The sequence below is a fragment of the Desulfobulbaceae bacterium DB1 genome (assembly GCA_001914235.1).
Lineage (GTDB): Bacteria > Desulfobacterota > Desulfobulbia > Desulfobulbales > SURF-16 > DB1.
In genome coordinates, this window is sequence record MQUF01000007.1 from 109,049 (window position 1) to 127,201 (window position 18,153).

Sequence of the window (18,153 nt, forward strand, 5' to 3'; positions counted from 1 at the left end):
AAAAAACTACCCGGAGACAAGTATGCCGTCCGCACCCTCCTTGGAACATCATGATATCCCGCTGAACCGCGACCTGTTTCTCCGCACCCTCATCAGGGAATTGGCCGGTATCCTTGAAGAGGTTATCGGTCATGAAGAAACAGCCGGCTACATCAGCCTGGTCGGCCAAAAAATGGGCAGTTGGATCAACGGCATCTACCGGCAATCCCTTGGATTGCCAACCCTTTCCCCGGAACAGACGGCCCGGGTGCTTGTTGACCTGAAGCGGCGTCTTGACGGCCATTTTTCCCTCATTGAGCTGAACGAAGAAAAGATGGTACTCAGCAGCTCAGCCTGCCCCTTTGGGGAGAAGGTGCTCGACCGCCCTTCCATGTGCATGATGACCTCCAATGTCTTCGGCGTCATCACCGCCGAAAATCTCGGCTACGCCAAGGTTGCGCTGCACGAAACCATTGCCGGCCGCTGTTCCCGTTGCCTGGTCACCGTCTTTATCAAACAGACGGATGAATCACGGGCGACTGCGGGACGGGAATATTTCGGGGAGTAAGGGACGACTCTCATGCACCAATATCCGCCGCACATCATGGAATGTTTTCATGCCTTTACCGCGGCACAGCGGGACGCCTCCTTGCTGCTTGACCGCGGCGGACTGATCCTGGCGGCAAACGAGGCCGCCCTGCGCATGCTCGGCTTGAGCCGCGACAGCCTCTCCGGGGGCAACATCAGCACGCAAACCGTCGAAAGGGAAGAAAAGCTGACGGCCTACCTCCAGAGCTGCAGCCGGACCAACAGCCCGGTGCCCGGCGTCATCACCTGGCGCACCTCCTCGGGCGGGCAACTGAAAACCCCATGCCACGGATTCCGCCTGCATATTTCTCCGGGCACGCCGCACACTTTCATCGTCATTCAGGTGTCTTCCCCGGAAAAATCAACCGACAAATTCCTCGCCTTAAACAGAACCCTGGACGAGCTGACCGCCTCGCGCCTTGAACTGCTGAACAAATCGCAACGGCTGGAAAAGGAAATAAACGACCGCGGCCGGGCCGAGGAGGAGTTGCGGCTTGCCCATAACCGGCTTGCCGCCATTCTTGACAGCATCGAGGCCTTTGTCTACGTGGCCGACATGCAGACCCATGAGGTGCTCTTCATCAACAAATATTGCCGCGATTTGTTGGGGGATATCCGTGGGAAAATCTGCTGGCAGTCGATCCAGGAGGGTCAGAACGGGCCATGCCCCTTCTGCACCAACAAATATCTGGTCGATGATGAAGGAAAAATCCTTCCACCCCATATCTGGGAATTCCAAAACAGCAGAACAAACCACTGGTATCACATCATTGACCGGGCCATCCGCTGGGTCGACAACAGAACGGTCCGTCTGGAAATCGCCACCGACATCACCGCAAAAAAGGAGGCGGAGGAAAAAATCAGCAAGGCCAAAAGGGAATGGGAACTGACCTTTGACGCCATCGATGAGGTGGTCACCATTCATGATCGCGAGATGACTATTATCCGGGCCAACCTGGCCGCGGGCCGGCTCTTCGGCCTCGCCCCCCAGGCCCTGATCGGCAGGAAATGTTATGAAGTTTTCCGCAAAACGTTCGAACCATGCGCCGACTGCCCGGAACTGCGGGCCAAGGCCGATCTCCTCCCGCACAGCAACGAAATATATCATCCGGATATCAAAAGAACCTTCAGCGTCTCCTCCTCTCCCATTCTCGATGAACTGGGGAACGCAAACATGTTTGTCCACATCGCCAAGGACATAACCGAACAGTCCCTGTTGCAGGAACAGCTGCGCCAGGCCCAGAAAATGGAGGCGGTGGGCACCCTGGCCGGCGGCATTGCCCATGACTTCAACAATGTTCTTTCACCCATCATCGGCTTCACCGAGCTTTCCCTGACAAAAATCGGGCCGAATCACCCGATCTCCTCCGATCTCGCCCATGTCCTCCAGGCCGCCAAACGGGCACGGGATCTGGTCCGCCAGATCCTTTCCTTCAGCCGGCAAAGCTCCGGGGAACGCAAACCGCTGCAGATCCATCTCATTATCAAGGAGGCGCTCAAGCTGTTGCGTTCCTCGCTGCCGACCTCCATCGAAATCCGCCGGAATATCACGGCGGACAGCGGGGTTGTTCTGGCGGATCCAACCCAGATCCATCAGATCCTCATGAACCTCTGCACCAACGCCTACCACGCCATGCAGGCGACCGCCGCCGGCGTGCTGGCCATCAACCTCAGCCGTCTCACCCTGGATCAATCGGACAGCAAAACCTCCGTACTGGGACTTGCCCCAGGCCCCTATGTCAAGCTCGTGGTGAGCGACACCGGCTGCGGCATGGACCGCATGATTCAGGATAAAATTTTCGAGCCCTATTTCACCACCAAACAAAAAGGCGAAGGTACCGGCCTGGGCCTTGCCGTGGTGCATGGCATCGTCAAATCATACGGAGGCCACATCTCGGTCTACAGCGAACCGGGAAAGGGCACCGCCTTTCACATCTACCTGCCGGCCCTTGCGGGAGAACCATCATTGGTCCGGTCCACCCTGCACGAGGAAATCCCCAGGGGCAACGGAGAACGGATTCTCGTGGTGGATGACGAACAAGCGATTGTTTCCATGCAGCAGAAACTTCTTGAAGGGCTGGGCTACCAGGTGAAGCCCTTCACCGACTGTGAAGAGGCCATGAAGGAAATTTGGACGCATCCGGGGGACATCGACCTGATTGTCACCGACATGACCATGCCCAGGATAAGCGGACTGGACCTGGCCCGTGAGGTGAAGAGCCTGCGTCCCGACCTGCCGGTTATCCTCTGCACGGGATTCAGCGAGCTGATCAACGAGGAAACCGCCCGGCAATGCGGCATATATCGATTCCTCATGAAGCCGGTGCTGACCCGCGATCTCGCCGGGGCAATCAGAACGGCGCTGGACAGCCGTCCGGCTCCCGGCTGATCCGCATCAGTCTTTCCCGCAGACCGGACATCCGTTTCGCCTGCCGGGCAACACCTTCCGAGAAGGAGCCGTGCTCGGCAAAAACCGTTACACTCTTTCTGGCGCGGGTGATTGCGGTATAAATCAGCTCCCGGGTTACGACCGGCACATTCCCGGGGGGAAGAACAACGACAACATGGTCATACTCGGAGCCCTGGGCCTTATGCACGGTCAGGGCAAAGGCCGTTTCATGCTCCGGCAGGCGGGAAGGAGGAAATTTGCGGAAGCCTCCATCCGGCGAAGGGAAAAAGGCCAGCAGCCGGTCTTCCTCCCGGTCGTGGAGGACGATACCGGTATCGCCGTTGAACAGCCTGATCGAATAATCATTGCGGGTAACGATTATCGGACGGCCATGATAGGAAGCATTGCCCACGGGATCGATAATGCCCTGCCGGCCAAGCATTTTTTCCACAAAGGAATTGATGCCGGCAATACCGTACGGCCCTCGGCGCACGGCGGAAAAAATACGAAATCGGTCAAAGGCCGCAAATATTTTTTCAACCTCCATTTCGCGGAGATAGAGGCCGTAATGATCTCGTATCAGCGTGCCGAGTTCCTCCTCCATTGCCGCGGGGGGAAAAAAGGCGGCATCGCCCGCCCCACGCTGCGCAAACACCTGCAGGGCCTCCTCCGCCCGTCCCGCGTTAATCCGCCCGGCAAGCCTGCCGATGCGGCTTTCCGCCGCATAGCGATAGCTTCGGCGCAAGCCGACGATATGATCCTGAATAGGGGTGACGTTCTTGCCCGCCGCAACAGCAAAACCCGTGGCCTGTGTCAGCAGAGCGGCCGCTGCCGGGCTGAAGTCATCGATATCGCCCGCTCCGCACAGATCACCGAAGACCGAACCGGGATTAACCGAGGCAAGCTGGTCCTTGTCGCCCAGCAGGACAAGCTTCGCCCGGAGCGGCACGGCGTCAAGCAGCCGCGCCATGAGGGCGACATCAATCATCGACACCTCGTCGACAATGACAAGATCAACGGGCAGAAGATTGTCCCGGTTGTGCCGGAAAGCCGGTCTGCCGGGGATGACGCCGAGAAGTCGGTGGATGGTTGAGGTCCGGTCCGGAATCGCGTCGCAACCCAGCTTGCTTTTTGCCTTGCCGATCGCCTCCTGCAGCCTGACCGCCGCCTTGCCGGTGGGCGCGGCAATGGCCACCCGCCCCGGCGCGACAAGCCCCATCCGGATGAGCACGCCAAGCACCTTGGCCACCGTGGTTGTTTTGCCGGTACCCGGTCCGCCGGAGATCACGGCAAAATTATTGAGCGCCGCCATGGCCGCGGCCACCTGCTGCCAGTCGATATCATTGCCGCCGTTTGTGGGGAAATAACCGTAATCGGTCATGGCGCGGCGTAACTGTTCCGGGGCCGGACAGCCGTCATGCCGCTTCATCCGCGCCGCGAGATGGTGCACTATCATGGTTTCATACTGATAATAACGATGCAGATACAACCGCTTCCCATCGCGAATCAGCGGCAAATAATCCCCCGGTCCGCCGATGGCCGGACTTGCCGGGTCCTCCTCGACCAGCCGGTTGAGCTCGCCGGCATACTCCCGGTAAAAGGGCAGATCACCTACCCCGGCAAGATCAAGACAGGTGTGGCCGTCGCCGGTGTTCGCGCTCACCAGGGCATACAGCAGGGCAAGCGAGTCGTGGCCGCCGAAACGATCCGTCAGCAAGCGGGCAAGATGGCGGTCAACCGACCGGATATGACCTTCTTGCCACAGTTTATCCACAATATCCATCATCAGCAAACTCCGGGAAGAAACAGTTCTTCCATCCTTTCCACCAGGGTCCGGGCTGGTCTGTCGAAGTAAACACCGGTGGCCGCCGGACGGCCGGCGTCAATGCCGCGGAGAAAAAGATAATAAACGCCGCCGAAATGACGTTCGTAGCTGTAATCCGGAAGCGAAGCGCGCAAATGCAGGTGAAGGGCCAGGGTATAGAGATGATACTGCAGGAAGTAATAACTTTCGATCATCACCCGGCTGAGGGCGTTTGCGTTATAATCCGCCGCACTATCCCCCAGATGGTTCGACTTCCAGTCAATGAGATAAAATTTCTCCCCATGCTCCAGGACAAGATCGATAAAACCGTGCATATAGCCGTGCAAGGGGGAAAAATGAAGCCCGCGACTCCGCTCCCCGAACATTTCGGAGTGGCCGCTGTTGATCCCGGAAAAAAGGCGGCCGATCTCGGACGGACTCACCTGTTGCAGGGGAAAGTAGAATTCCAGCTCATTGATCCGTTTCTCCCGGCTGATATCGGCCAGCTGAAAACCGTCAAGGGGCTGGTCCACCACCTGCTCAAGCATGGTGCGGATCGAAGGACAAAACGCCTCGGCAAAGCCATACCGGCGTAAGCCGTCGGCAACCAGCCGCTGCGTCGCCGCATCCCGAACCATGGGAAAATCGAGATGCTCCAGCATGTCATGCATGAAGGTCCCGGCCCTGGCCCCGCGCGGAAAGGTAAAGATCGAAAACTCCCGCTCCTTGCCGCCCGCGGGCTGAATCAGAGAGAGGGGAAGCGGGAACTGCTCATTGTCCCGGTCCTTGCGGCCGTCACCCTCGCCGTGCTGATCACGGGTCAGTCCGGAAAAGCTGCTGATCTGCCGGGCCGGGGGGACGGCCCCGGCAAAGAGTGCCGGCTGCGGAACGCTTTGCCCCGGCATGATCGACAAAAACGGCAGTTCGCCCGGACACGGCAGATCGGTGACGGCAACGCAGTGGTGTGCCGAGGCAAAAAGACTCTCCAGACAGGCCCGCACCGCGCTGGTGGTTTTGCAGGCATCATACTGTTTTTTCATTTCCTCGGCCGGGTCCGGCGCATCGTTTTGCGATCCATCCGTATGAAAGAGATAGGCGGGGGCCGAGGTGTGGGCGCCGAACCGGCTGTCAAACTTTGTCCAGAAGGTATAACAGCGATGCCGGGCCCGGGTCAGTGCCACATAAAAAAGACGAAGATTTTCCGACAGCGCCTCCCGGAAGGATGCCGGACGCTTGTCGGCAAATTCCTCATCATCGAGATAAAAGACCATCCTGCCCTGATCGTCATGACAGAGATTTTCGCTGTTTTCCGATCTTCCCCAGACAAAGGGGACAAAGACAATGGGGTACTCGAGGCCTTTGCTTTTATGGATGGTGACAATCCGCACCGCCTCTTCATCACTTTCCATGCGCAGCTCCCGTTCCTCTTCGCGCAGGGACGGCTCGCGCCGCCGGGAAGAAAACCAGCCGAGCAACTCATTGATCCCGGCCCCTTTTTCCACCTGGCGCAGATGAAGAATTTCGGCAAGATGGAGGAAATTGGTAAGCGATCGTTCGCCGTTCATCCGACCCATCAATACGGCCTTGACATCATGGTCGACCAGCAGTCTGCGGAACATGGCCAGAAAACCCTTGCCGTGAAAGAGGTCATTGTAGTTCTTGAAGGCGAGCGACCAGTCATCCCATCTCAGGGGATCGACTTGCGCCTCGTGCAGACTGCCTGCCGTCATGCCGAAAAGCGGTGTTGCCAGGGCGCTGCTCACGGCGGACATCCGCGACGGAGAGGCAACGCCTGCGAGCAGAAGTTCCAGTGCCGCGGCCTCCTCCGCATCAAAAATGCTGCCGGCGCTTGAAACCACGGCCGGGATGCCGTGCCGAATCAAAAGCTGCTGCACCGGCATCATCTGCGCCTTAGTGCGCACCAGCACGGCGAAATCGGACGGCCTGAGCGGTCGTTTTCCGCCATCTGCCTGCCGCAGGGCGGCCTTGCCCTGCGCGGCCAGGGAAAGCAAGCGATGGATTTCCGACAGAACCGCCCGGCCGGCCAGATCAGTTGCAACAGCAGCCGTCACCTTTTCTTCCGCCCCGCCACTCCCCGCACCGGTCCAGATGACAAGCGGCGGCTGTTTTTCTTCACCATCAACGACAAGCGGCGAAACGGTAACGGCGGGTTCAACCGGCTGAAAGCCGATACCCTTTTCAGCAAACGGATTGCCGCCGCCGCGACCGGCAAAGACGCCATTGACCCCGGAAACCAGAAGCGGATCGGAACGGTAGTTTTTCGGCAGGGTGTAACGATGGTCGACCTGGGCGGCCGCCTGCAGGTATGCATAGACATCGGCCCCGCGAAAACTGTAAATGGCCTGTTTCGGGTCACCGATCAAAAAAAGAATGCGGCTTCCGGCAAACAGGGTGCTGAAAATAGCATACTGCAGCGGATCGGTATCCTGAAACTCATCAATCAGCGCCGCATCATAGCGTTTGCGGATGACCTCGGCCAGGGCTCCGTTGGCGCCCGTTGCCAGACTGCGCTGCAGGCGAACGAGAAAATCATTGAATGACTGGATATTCTCCTTTTGCTTGCGCTCATCGAGCCGTTTGTCCATGTAGGAGAACATCTCTTTTTGCAGATATCGCAGACGAGAGGCGCACAGGTTCTGGAAATGCGCATAGTGGCCATTTATCGTTGTTGCCAGTGCAAAAAAGGGATGAAGCGGGATAACGGCGGGATCCTTGGCCTTTTGCCCCAGCTTTTCCGAACCGAACCAGACAAGGGCCTGGTTGACCTCCTCATCGATTACCGGCTGGTCGGAGCGGACAAACCGGTCGATTTCCATTGCCGCTTTTTCCACGTAATCACGCCGGTACGACCTGCCGTCGAGCAGCTTGCGTTCCAGCTGCAGCCACTTCACCGCCCCTGCCGGTTCATCCGGCCACTGCTTTTTCAGGGAAGAGCACAAATCGCGCAGATCGGCAAAGGCGGCCTCAATCTCCGCGCGGCCCGCCGGCCTTTCCGCTCCGGACTCGATCCGCAGGCCGGGATTTCGGTCCTTGATCCGGTAAAGCCGGAAAAAACCATCAATCCCTTTTTTCAGCAGCGACCCGAGAATGTGGGGGGATTCGTCATAGACATGGCTGCGCCAGAAATCGCGCAAACAGTCCATGATCAGTTCGGCGAGGTCGGTGACAACCCTGGTATCGTACAGCGCGCCGCCGGCAAAGGCGTTATCGATGAGCTGGCGCCGGCAGAAGCTGTGAATGGTGTACACGGCACACTCATCAAAATCGCGGATGGCCCGGCGCACCCGATTGATCTTTTCCAGCGCGCCGACCTCCGGGGTCTGACGCAGTTTTTCGAGAAACTCCTCCCGGCAGGTCATCCTGCCGCTAAAAACCTCCCGGGCATTCTGCAGCACGGCGTACAGCCGTTCCTTCAGCTCCTCGGTGGCGGCGCGGGTGAAGGTCACCACCAGAATTTTTTCAACCGGAATATTCTTTTCCACGATCAGCCGGAGAAAAAGGGCGGCGATGGTATAGGTCTTCCCTGTCCCGGCGCTGGCCTCGATCAGATTGGTGCCTTCCAGTGCGCAGGTCGCAAGATCAAGATTTCGCAACGGACTCTCCCCCCTCAAAAAGGCGCAGATGATGAAAAAGAGGCACGCCGATTTCCTCGGCAAGCGCGACGAAAGTCTCGTCCAGCACTTCTGTTTCGCCGAAACAGTGACGATTGTAGAGATCGGCCAAGCCGTCATGGGTGTCGCTGTTCCAGCCGGCGCGGACGGCGGCAAGTTCCTTGCCCTCGTGCAGGGCCAGGGAATACTTCGGAAAAAAACGGACCGGGCAGTGCAGGCCCTGCCGGTAGATCAAAACCAGCTCATCCAGCAGCAGCGCGGCCCCATCCACCGGCGCGAAAGAAACCCCGCTCCGATCGACCCCGGCGCACAGAGTGCTCCGGGGGCCATCCTCGGCCAGGCCGTTCAGCACGAGATGAAGCAGCCAGGCCTGGACAAGATCCTTCTTGCTCTCCACCGCAATGAAGCCCGTTTTCTTTTTCTCCGCCCCCAGTCGCGCCGGGCGGAGAAAAATCTGCGCCTGGTGAAAGAGGTTGCCCAGGGTTCCGGTTAAAAGCACCCCGGACGGCAGCGTCAGATCAACCTTGCGGGCGGGAAGCGGCTCGCGGATCAAATCTCCCAGCCAGCCGGTGAAGGCGGCCATTTCCGTTTGCAGCTCATCAGCGTAAAAATCGCCGGGATTGCCCAGGGGCAGCATGCCGCAATCCTTCAGCCGGCGCACCTTTTCCGCGAGAGACCGTCCGGCGGCACCCGGCTTTGGCAACAGCTCCTCCTTGAGCCGGTATCGCTGCAGGGCGTCCGGCGTGAAGAATTCATGGTCCTGGGTGATGCCGGTCCGGCTGTCCAGATGAATATGCAGCACCCGGTTATAAAGGTATTTCACCGGATGCCTGAAAAAACGGAGCAGATCATCAAGCCACACCTCCTCGCTTTCCTCGGCAACGGACAGCGGTCCGTTGAAAAAGATCGGCGCCCGTCGCCGGGCCAAAGCCGCCTGCGCGGCCCGGCAGTTTTCCCCGGAAAAGGATACCAGTCGCGAATCGGCCTGAAAATATTCCTTGTTAAACGGCTGCAGACGATGCCGGACGACGCAATCCCCAGACTCTTGCCGGAAAGAACGGAAGCGCAGGCCAAGGTAATCAAGCAGCTCGCTGACCGGCACCGATGGAGGCACGGGACTGTTGTCGGCAATGCTCTGGCCCGTGTAGCTGATATAAAGGGTGTCGCGGGCGGAGATGAGTGTTTCCAGAAAGAGATATTTATCGTTCTCCTTGGCCGAACGGTCACCCAGGCGGCGTTCCACCTGGGTCAGGTCATATTCCAGCGGCCTGTTCAGCCGGGGAAAGACGCCGTCATTCATGCCGATCATGCAAATGACCTTGAAGGGGATACTGCGCATGGGCAGCATGGCGCAGAAGGTAATGCCCGCCCCCATGAACCCCCGGGCATGCAGGGTTGCATTGTAGCGCTCGGCAAGACAGGCGCGCACCGTCTCCAGGGTCAGCGCAGGTGACGCGGTGAGCTGCTTTTCCTCGTCGGCAAAGGTACCGAACTGGCGCTGCAGGAAGAGAAAGTCATTGTCAAAGGGCGGCTCGGCGGAAAAAAGGGCGGCAAGCAGGTCAAGCAGCATCTGCCCCCAGCCGGCCAGGCTGCAGCCCACTGCCTCACTTTTCTCGATGTGCTTCCTGAATCGGACCAGGGTGTCGTAATAATCAAGAAACCTGCCCAGCAGGGGGGAAAAGTCCTCGTCAAAATCCGCATAGGGAAAAACGGCGGCAACGGACCGCCCTTGTTCGCCGGCCATGGCGTAGCCGAACAGCAGCCTCTCCCGGCCCGCCTTCCATGACACCTGATCGTGCACGGGCAGCCCCTCCTGCGCCAGCATATCGCCGTCAATCCCCCAGCGGATGCCGCCCTCATCGACCCACTGCCGCAGCACCTCCCGCTCGTCTTCCGTCAGGCCGAACCTGGCCGCCACCGCCTGGTTGTCAAGAAGGCCAAGCACCTCCGATGCCTTGAATCGTCCACGCAGAAGACCAAGGACATGAAGAAAGGCATCCATCATGACCTGCTGCCCCGGTGACGGCAGATCGGCAATGGAAAAAGGCAGCTTCGTTGTTCCGGAGTAGGGATTTTCAAAGACGACCCGGATAAACGGGGCATAACCGGGCAGGTCCGGAACCATCACCAGGATGTCGGATGGGACCAGCTCGCTGTTTTCCTGCATCATGCGCAGCAGCTGGTCATACAGCACCTCAACTTCGCGCAAAGGGGAATGACAGGAGTGAAACTGGATGGATCTGTCCGCCGGATCCCAATCAACCGGTTCGTCTTCCTCCGGATTGACCAGATCGAGCAGATCCCGCTGCACACGATGAAGCAGGCAATCAGCGGACTGCTCGTCAAAGTACTCCTCCGCCAGATAGCCCTCATCGTCGAGTTCAAGCATCATGTTCAAAAAATCACGACCAAGGATGCCCTGGGAGGCAAGCAGCGGATTGACTTCGGCAAGCAGCAGTTCCCGCGCCGTGCCGCCGGATGCCCGCTCGACCTTGCGGATCTCCTTGCTGCTTCTGATGAAGCCCCAGTATTCCCGGCAGGGCTGCAAGATGTAAAAATCGATAGGGATATGCCGGGCCGCGGCAATGAGGATATCAAGGTGAAACGGCGGGATAACCGAGACGCCGAACAAAGTCAGACGGCAAGGAAGATTCTTTTTGCCGGCAGGGTCAAGGGCGGCCAAGGTCTGCATGAATGTCTGATAGGAACGGGCACGGGAGGCGGCCATTTCGAGCCGTTGCCAGAGAATCTGCTGCCAGGCATGCCGCTCGCCGTATGCCGGCCGGGCGGCAAACCAGTCGCGGCCGGAATCCCAGGCAAGGATCATGTCGGTACGGTAAATCTGGTACTGATCAAAGAGATCAACAATTTTCACCGCAAGCTGGTAAAGCTTGACACCCCGGGCATCATCCGCCAGATAGCCGCGAACCGGCGCAAAGGCCTCGGCGGTCACGGCGTCCCGGCAGAGACGGGGAAGCAGCTCCATGACCCGCCACACCAACACGGCCTGATCAACCGGCCCCTTGCCGGGCGCCTCGGGCAGTACGAGCCCGAACAACCTTTCAATAACCGCGTTCGGATAAAGAAATTCCACCCCGGCGCAGATCTTGTTGCGCTCGGCAAGACGCAGGGAAAGCCAGCGGCCCATGCCGGCGGTCTGCACCACCACTGTCTGCCGGGTAAAAGGAGAGTCAGCCGAGCCAACTGACGCGGCAAAGAGGTCGGCCAGCTTCTCAAGCCGGTTGCTGCTGTGAAAATAAAGGGGCATGATCCTCCTCCAGGTCGGACCTGCCACTATAATGAAAATTGCCGTTTCTTGCGAAGTGTTTTATTCAAAACCGCCAACCGCTTCTCCGCCCGCGGAAAATTCCGGGACTTCGTGGAGGCTGACTGCATGAGCCGGTGTCAGGTCCGCAAGCGATGATTCAAAACAATAGCTCCGAGCCAGCCGGCAAAAAACTTCCAGTTCCTCGCAGACCTGGCCGGACAGCATGGCCAGCATGGCCGGCAGCGAACAGGCCGGCAGCTGTTGTTGCTGCCAGCCTCCGGGCAGGGCCGGCATGAAACGGCTCCCTGGGCGTTGCAGACGGTTGCCGAAGTATAATTGCTGTCGCACCCTGCTTTGTTCAACAGCGGGCCGGGAAAAATCGATGACAGCCGCCTGGGGCGAAGCGATGCGGTGAAAATCGCCATGAAGAAAATCCTCGCCGCGCGGCAGCAGATTGACGATCAGATCTGCCTCGGCCAAAGAAGCACGACTTTCTTCTTCAACAAGCGGGTATATTTTTCCGCTCCGGGAAAAACGGACATTCACCGTCCGGCAGCGTGATCCGCTTTTTTCAAGAAATTGCTGCAAACCGAGTCCCATTTCACCGCCGCCGATAATGGCGATTTTCGCGCCCATGCGGGATATGCAGCGCGCGCTGCTGACCCGGCGGATTGCCTCATGGATGCTGAAAATATTGCCGTTGATGCTGCTGAACAGGGGCGGCGCCATGTCAATATTATGGCGCCTGGAAAAAATCGGGCCAAGCCGGCCGGCCAGGCCGATGGTTTGCGCTCCGGCCAGACGGCGGATCCACAACAGCCGCCGCACAATGGCCTGAGCCAGTTCCCTGTTTTTTTTGCCGGCCAGCTCCTCCGGCAAATCTGGAATGACGAGGTAAAAACCAAGAGGAAAAAAACCCTGCATGATCAGGCCGCCCGGGGTGGGCCTGCCGGAAAAAAATCTCCGCAGCAGCTTGATATTCGGGCAGAAAGCGCTGCATTCCAGCTCATCGGTGGGGTAAACCAGAAAAATCATGCGACAGAAGCCGAATCTGCCCAGAATGCCGATGACCAACCAAAGCGGCCAGCGCAGCACGATGCCGACAAACAGAAAAACAAACTGCCGCAAAAATGTTCCCATGGTTTCCTCCTCCAGATGTCGAATTTCCGCCGGCAAGGAGTCACTCTCCTGACACCTTGCTCCATGAATCGCTCAGTGCGACCAATTCCTACATTATTGATATTTAAGGATTTGTTTTACGAAACGTCACTACGGAGAGAAAATACTGCAAGGAATACGCCAATTGACGAAAAGGATGGAGAACAAAGAAATGACGAGGGAAAACGGGTGAATTTATACAGGCAAAGGTGCTGGTCGGCAAAGGCTGCCGGGAATCTCCCGCTGTCAGCGAGCGGAGAAAATATCAGGGAATCGCTTGCCAACTCAAAGCCGCGGATCGCTCAAGAAAAACGCGCATTTGTCTTCGTTTACTTCAGGTAAAGATGCGATTTTGAAAAAAACAGTATACCGGACTGCTTTTCCTGTGGAACCTGTATCCCGTCTGCCCGACCGTCAAACGTTTATTGCGCCAGTCTTTTCACCACAAATTTTTCAACAAGCAACATAATGAACAAGGTCAGGCCAACAGTAAAAGGCATGGGGTTGAAATTGTCCCCCACAGAGGTTTGCAGGAGGTATTCACGGGGATATATGCGATTGTCTTCGACTTCATAAGTGTAAATCGACAATCTCCTTTTATTTTCTTCCTCCAAGGAGAGGGTGATTTTCCTGCGGGTCAAGGACATTGATTCCACGACAAACGCAACCAGGTCCGAATCGGCCAGCCGCCCCGCACCGGGGTCCTGGTATATATTCCATTCTTCCTGTAATTTTTTTGATCCCGATGCCCCATAATCATCCATGGATAAACTTCGCACCAACAACTCATCGTTGCCGCTGTTGCCATCTGTTTTGAGAAGAACCGGGAAATAATCAGGGGTTATTTTTTCATTATAAAAAATATGGTTCAGGGGGGAATTCGTTGACATGTACTGATGCAGACCGATCTGAATACCGCCAAAGACCGCAAGATAAAAAAACACCACACATATTCTTATAAAGACTTTCCGGCCACTACCCATGTCATTTCTCTGTTTTTATGTGATTTTTTAGTGGAAATTTCTCATGGTGTCAGAGCTGGTACCGATCTTCGGACAGTGTGGCAACGGAAATACGGTGGAAGGCCTTCATGGTTATGCCGCCAGCCGGAACGGTGGAGCCGGGCCGGTTTTGTTGCCGATACACCTCATGGGGGGTCTTGTCGTCCAGACTGGCATGAGGCCGCCGAGTGTTATAGAAATCGATCCAGCTGAAACTCAGTGTTTTTTTGTCTTGACTCAGGGATCCACTTTAAGGCTTTGAAATGTTTTCGACCGGCAAAAGGCGATGAGATTCAAATACGGTCAAAATCGATATTATATCAGAATGCACCTGGTAAACTATCCGATAATTCCGCTCCAGAACTTCTCGGATATCGTCACGGGATAATTCAGGAACTCTTCGCCCGGCAAGAGGTTGACGGACAATGTCCCGAGCTTTTTTCCTGAGACGGTCAATCCAGCTTTTTGCAACTTCAGGATTGTCTTCCGCTATGAATTCTCGGATGGCAACCAGATCATTCTTGGCAGTTTCAGCCCATTGCAGTTTCATCCAGCGCCTTATCCAACTCCTCGTCCGATAATACTCGGCCCTGTTCAATATCTGCCAAACCACTCTTTACAGCATCAATGAACCTGTTTTTCTCCGACAGGTAATCAAATTCGGCAGGAGAAATAAGGACGCCGGCAGGTTTCCCATTTTGAGTGATGATAATAGGCCGATGTGAAGTCTGAACGCGATGGAGCATCTTTGACGCATGGTTTTTAAAATCCGAGAGAGAAACAATATCTTCCGCAACATGAATAGGCTTCATTCCGGCCTCCATTTAATAAGGATTATATCTCAAATATAGGCCGGAATAAAGTCTTTTTCAAGCTTGTTTTAGCGACAAAGAGGGAAATACCCTCTCCCCTGGGGCGGATGTGTCCACAAGGTTCCAAAGTTCGTCAGAAATCTCCCAAGTTTTGATGCGTGCCATGGCTTTCCTTCCTTATCCGTTTTTTGCGGACTATCGAGGGATCATGGCAAAAATGCAAAATATTTATTCATAGATAAGCAGTTAACCTGATCGCTTTCTTTTAAGATCAAGCCACTGTTTCCACCTGCGGGAGGTTGACATTCGTCCGATTGCACCTGATTCATCGTCCAGATGCTCTAACATGTTTAAATTGCAATTTATTTTGGCCTTTGCAGATTTTTATTTTGCTTTTAACCTGTCTATTTGTTATGGAAAAAATCAAGCTGTTAATATGACAGATATTTAGCGCAAGAGGGCGACTGCTTTCCGCCCCTTCTTTTTCCCCCGCCATTGAAACGCCCGGCATTGACCGGGCAAGGGGGTGTTCATGCTGGTTGGCAGGTATATTTTTCATTGTCGATTCACCTCTCCGGCGGCATTGCCGGCCTTCAAGGGTTCCATGCTGCGGGGCGCGTTCGGCCACGCCCTGAAAAAGGTGGTCTGCGCCCTGCGCCGCAGGAGTTGCGCCGATTGTTTGCTCGTCCAGACCTGCGTCTATTCCCTCATCTTCGAAACACACACCCTCCCGCCATACAACGGCACCACCAAAACCACCCTGCTCCCCCATCCCTACGTGCTGCAGCCGCCGGCGGACAACAGCCGGGCGTATGGGGAGGGCGATTCCTTCACCTTCGGCCTCACCCTCTTCGGCAAGGCCAACGACTATCTGCCCCATGTCGTCTACGCGGTGGAGCAGATGGGTAAAACCGGCCTGGGCCGGGAAGTGGCAAACGGCCAAGGACGTTTTGCCCTTGCCGCTGTTGAATCAGACGGCGCAACCCTCTATGACGGTGACAAAAAGATTCTCGCCCACGGCCTTCCCCTGCCGGGCCTGGAGCTGCAACCCCCGCCTGACGGCCCTGTCAACTCCCTCACCGTTACACTCCTCACCCCGCTGCGCTTAAAACACGACAACCGTTTCCAGCAAACCCTGCCCTTTCACCTGCTCATCCGCGCCGCCCTGCGCCGCATCACCGGCCTTGAGAATGCCTTTGGACACGGGGAACCGCCGCTCGATTACCGGGGCCTGGTCCGACAGGCCGAACAGGTGATAACCAGGGCGAGTGACTGCCGATGGGTGGATATTGAACGTTACAGCAATCGCCAGAAAACCAACATGCTCATCGGCGGGTTGCAGGGGAGTCTGGTTTACGAAGGGGAGTTGGCGGAATTTCTGCCGCTGCTTGAGTATTGTGAGGTGACGCATATGGGGAAACAGACGGCGTTTGGGCTGGGGAGGGTGGGGGTAAGTTAGTCCAATGATGGCGATATTTGTATGTGAGCATGGGAAATGACAGGAAAGATCACAAACTACCTCGTTTCAAAAGAGAGGAAAAAATGAGCAGAACATTATCGATAGAGATCGAAACCCTTACTCCGCTGTGGACCGCAGGGGCCAATTCTCGAAAAATGGACAGGCTGCACGAGACCGGGATCATCGGCAGTCTGCGCTGGTGGTATGAAGCCATGATTCGGGGATTGGGCGGGAATGTAAAAAATCATGAGAGCGGCGGATGCCAGTTTGATGCGGATGCGTATGCCAAACACCCCGAACTGCCCAAAAGGGCACGACTGAAAAAAGCCGGACTTTGTGATGTCTGCCAGTTGTTTGGCGCGACAGGCTGGAAACGAAGGTTCAACATGGAAATTGGGCAAGGAGAAAAGCTTTTTGAAGCTGCTGAGAAAGATAAAATTCTCCTGCCAAGCGGACGAGTTCATCCCGGGAAAAAAGGGCCACGGGCTGGAGGGTGGTTCCTTATGCCGGACAGCGTCACAGGAAAGAACATTCCGCTGACGTTCCGATTCACCGATCCTGAGGATGCGGAGAAGATGAAGATCCTCCTGTCGTTGATTGAAAGACATGGCACCTTGGGGGCGAAAAAAGCGAGCGGTAACGGTGTCGTCAGGTTCCGCTTAAAAAATAATGGCAGCCTGGCACCATCGCCAGTCTCTACCGTTTTCCCATGGGCTACCTCAGCGAGGGTGTAAAATAGTTTGTGTAAATGGCTATGACTGAGTAAGTCAAAAAACTACCCTTTAAAAAGGAGCTCATATGGCCATTGATAAAGAAATTTTGGATCGTTTACTTGCCGACTACAATTACCAGAAGCCCGAAGAACTGATCGGTGAAAACGGGCTGCTCAAGCAGCTCACCAAGGCCTTACTGGAGCGGGCGTTACAGGCGGAAATGACCGTCCACCTGGGCCACGAAAAACATGGAACCATCGTCACCAAAGGCGGTAATGCCCGAAATGGTAACTCTGCAAAGACCATCAAGGGCGACTTCGGTAAAATGCCGATTGAGGTCCCGCGCGACCGCGACAGCAGTTTCGATCCGGTCATCATTCCCAAAGGGCAAACCCGCTTTCCCGGCTTTGACGACAAGATTATCTCTCTCTACTCCCGAGGGATGACTACCAGGGAGATTCAGGGGCACTTGGAAGACATTTACGGAGTTGATGTCTCTCCCACCCTGATTTCAACGGTCACCGATGCCGTTGCTGACGAGGTTAAAGTTTGGCAAAATCGCCCGTTGGACCCCATTTATCCCATTGTTTACATGGACGCTATCCGGGTTAAGGTGCGCGACAATGGGCATGTTAAGAACAAGGCGGTCTATCTGGCTATTGGCATCACCATGGACGGCGTCAAGGATGTCCTGGGAATGTGGGTTGCCGAAAACGAGGGCGCCAAGTTCTGGTTGCAGGTAGTGACTGAGCTAAGAAACCGTGGCGTGCAGGATATTTTCATTGCCTGCGTCGATGGCCTCAAGGGTTTTCCTGAAGCCATTGAGACGGTTTTCCCCTTCACCCAGGTCCAGCTCTGTCTCGTCCACATGGTGCGCAATTCCCTGAAATATGTCTCATGGAAACAGCGCAAAGAGGTGGCTGCGGATCTCAAGGCCATTTACCAATCGCCAACAGCCGAGCAGGCCGAAATGGAACTGATGACCTTTGAAGAAAAATGGGACAAAACGCATCCGTCCATCGGCCAATCCTGGCGAAGAAATTGGGAAAGAATCACCCCATTTTTTGCGTATTCGCCCGAGATACGCAAGGTGATATATACCACCAATGCTATTGAGTCGTTGAACATGTCACTGCGCAAAGTTACCAAGAACCGGGGTTCATTTCCCAATGACGAGTCGATGCTTAAACTGCTTTACATGGCGCTGAACAATATCGCCAAAAAATGGACTATGCCAATCAGAGACTGGAAGGCTGCCTTGAACCGCTTTTCAATCTTGTTCGGCGACAGAATGCCTGCATATTGAAAATTAAAAATGAAAACCATTTACACAAAATTCTTTACAGGCCC

General features: G+C 56.1%; 13 protein-coding genes and 1 pseudogene. 6 read left to right on the plus strand and 8 right to left on the minus strand.

All coding sequences use genetic code 11. The features are described from left to right. Window positions 1-22 precede the first annotated feature (22 nt). Both BM485_09050 and BM485_09055 read left to right on the plus strand, forming a co-directional pair. Window positions 23-547 carry a transcriptional regulator gene (locus BM485_09050; protein ID OKY75397.1) on the plus strand — a complete coding sequence of 175 codons (525 nt, stop codon included), beginning with the start codon at window positions 23-25 and terminating at the stop codon, window positions 545-547. Window positions 548-559: 12 nt separating this feature from the next. Then, complete coding sequence (locus BM485_09055; GenBank protein ID OKY75398.1) at window positions 560-2,956, plus strand: hypothetical protein; 2,397 nt, start codon at window positions 560-562, stop codon at window positions 2,954-2,956. Here the strand turns inward: BM485_09055 and BM485_09060 are convergent. The 4 genes from BM485_09060 to BM485_09075 are packed head-to-tail and all read right to left on the minus strand — an operon-like array spanning window position 2,919 to window position 12,836. Continuing rightward, on the minus strand, window positions 2,919-4,739 hold the full coding sequence (locus BM485_09060; GenBank protein OKY75419.1) for an exodeoxyribonuclease V subunit alpha: 1,821 nt from the start codon (window positions 4,737-4,739) through the stop codon (window positions 2,919-2,921). The two genes, BM485_09055 and BM485_09060, sit on opposite strands and share 38 nt — an antisense overlap. Window positions 4,740-4,741: 2 nt before the next feature. Then, complete coding sequence (locus tag BM485_09065) at window positions 4,742-8,374, minus strand: exodeoxyribonuclease V subunit beta (protein OKY75399.1); 3,633 nt, start codon at window positions 8,372-8,374, stop codon at window positions 4,742-4,744. Continuing rightward, a complete protein-coding gene (locus BM485_09070; GenBank protein OKY75400.1) occupies window positions 8,361-11,660 on the minus strand; it encodes an exodeoxyribonuclease V subunit gamma in 3,300 nt (1,099 codons plus the stop codon). The genes BM485_09065 and BM485_09070 overlap by 14 nt, the downstream gene beginning before the upstream one ends. A 60-nt stretch (window positions 11,661-11,720) precedes the next feature. Continuing rightward, a complete protein-coding gene (locus BM485_09075; protein ID OKY75401.1) occupies window positions 11,721-12,836 on the minus strand; it encodes a hypothetical protein in 1,116 nt (371 codons plus the stop codon). Window positions 12,837-12,863: 27 nt separating this feature from the next. Here BM485_09075 and BM485_09080 point away from each other — a divergent pair, with 27 nt between their 5' ends. Next, on the plus strand, window positions 12,864-13,160 hold the full coding sequence (locus BM485_09080) for a hypothetical protein (protein OKY75402.1): 297 nt from the start codon (window positions 12,864-12,866) through the stop codon (window positions 13,158-13,160). A gap of 80 nt (window positions 13,161-13,240) precedes the next feature. Here BM485_09080 and BM485_09085 read toward each other — a convergent pair whose 3' ends face one another. From BM485_09085 to BM485_09100, 4 genes and pseudogenes are all read right to left on the minus strand, one after another. After that, window positions 13,241-13,765: a hypothetical protein gene (locus BM485_09085; GenBank protein OKY75403.1), complete on the minus strand. Its 525-nt coding sequence runs from the start codon at window positions 13,763-13,765 to the stop codon at window positions 13,241-13,243. Between the two features lie 205 nt (window positions 13,766-13,970). Further along, window positions 13,971-14,060, minus strand: a pseudogene (locus BM485_09090) (hypothetical protein). Window positions 14,061-14,069: 9 nt separating this feature from the next. Then, window positions 14,070-14,369, minus strand: a complete 300-nt coding sequence (locus BM485_09095; GenBank protein OKY75404.1) for a hypothetical protein — start codon at window positions 14,367-14,369, stop codon at window positions 14,070-14,072. Then, window positions 14,350-14,631 (minus strand): hypothetical protein, encoded by a 282-nt coding sequence (locus tag BM485_09100; GenBank protein OKY75405.1) that lies wholly within the window; start codon window positions 14,629-14,631, stop codon window positions 14,350-14,352. The genes BM485_09095 and BM485_09100 overlap by 20 nt, the downstream gene beginning before the upstream one ends. A 532-nt stretch (window positions 14,632-15,163) precedes the next feature. On the opposite strand from BM485_09100, the gene BM485_09105 reads away from it, so the two are divergent. From BM485_09105 to BM485_09115, 3 genes are all read left to right on the plus strand, one after another. Beyond that, complete coding sequence (locus BM485_09105) at window positions 15,164-16,090, plus strand: hypothetical protein (GenBank protein ID OKY75406.1); 927 nt, start codon at window positions 15,164-15,166, stop codon at window positions 16,088-16,090. Between the two features lie 83 nt (window positions 16,091-16,173). Continuing rightward, window positions 16,174-16,824, plus strand: a complete 651-nt coding sequence (locus BM485_09110; protein ID OKY75407.1) for a type III-B CRISPR module RAMP protein Cmr1 — start codon at window positions 16,174-16,176, stop codon at window positions 16,822-16,824. Window positions 16,825-16,888: 64 nt separating this feature from the next. Next, the gene (locus BM485_09115; GenBank protein ID OKY75408.1) at window positions 16,889-18,109 is read left to right on the plus strand and encodes an IS256 family transposase; all 1,221 of its coding nucleotides are present in this window, start codon (window positions 16,889-16,891) and stop codon (window positions 18,107-18,109) included. Window positions 18,110-18,153 lie beyond the last annotated feature (44 nt).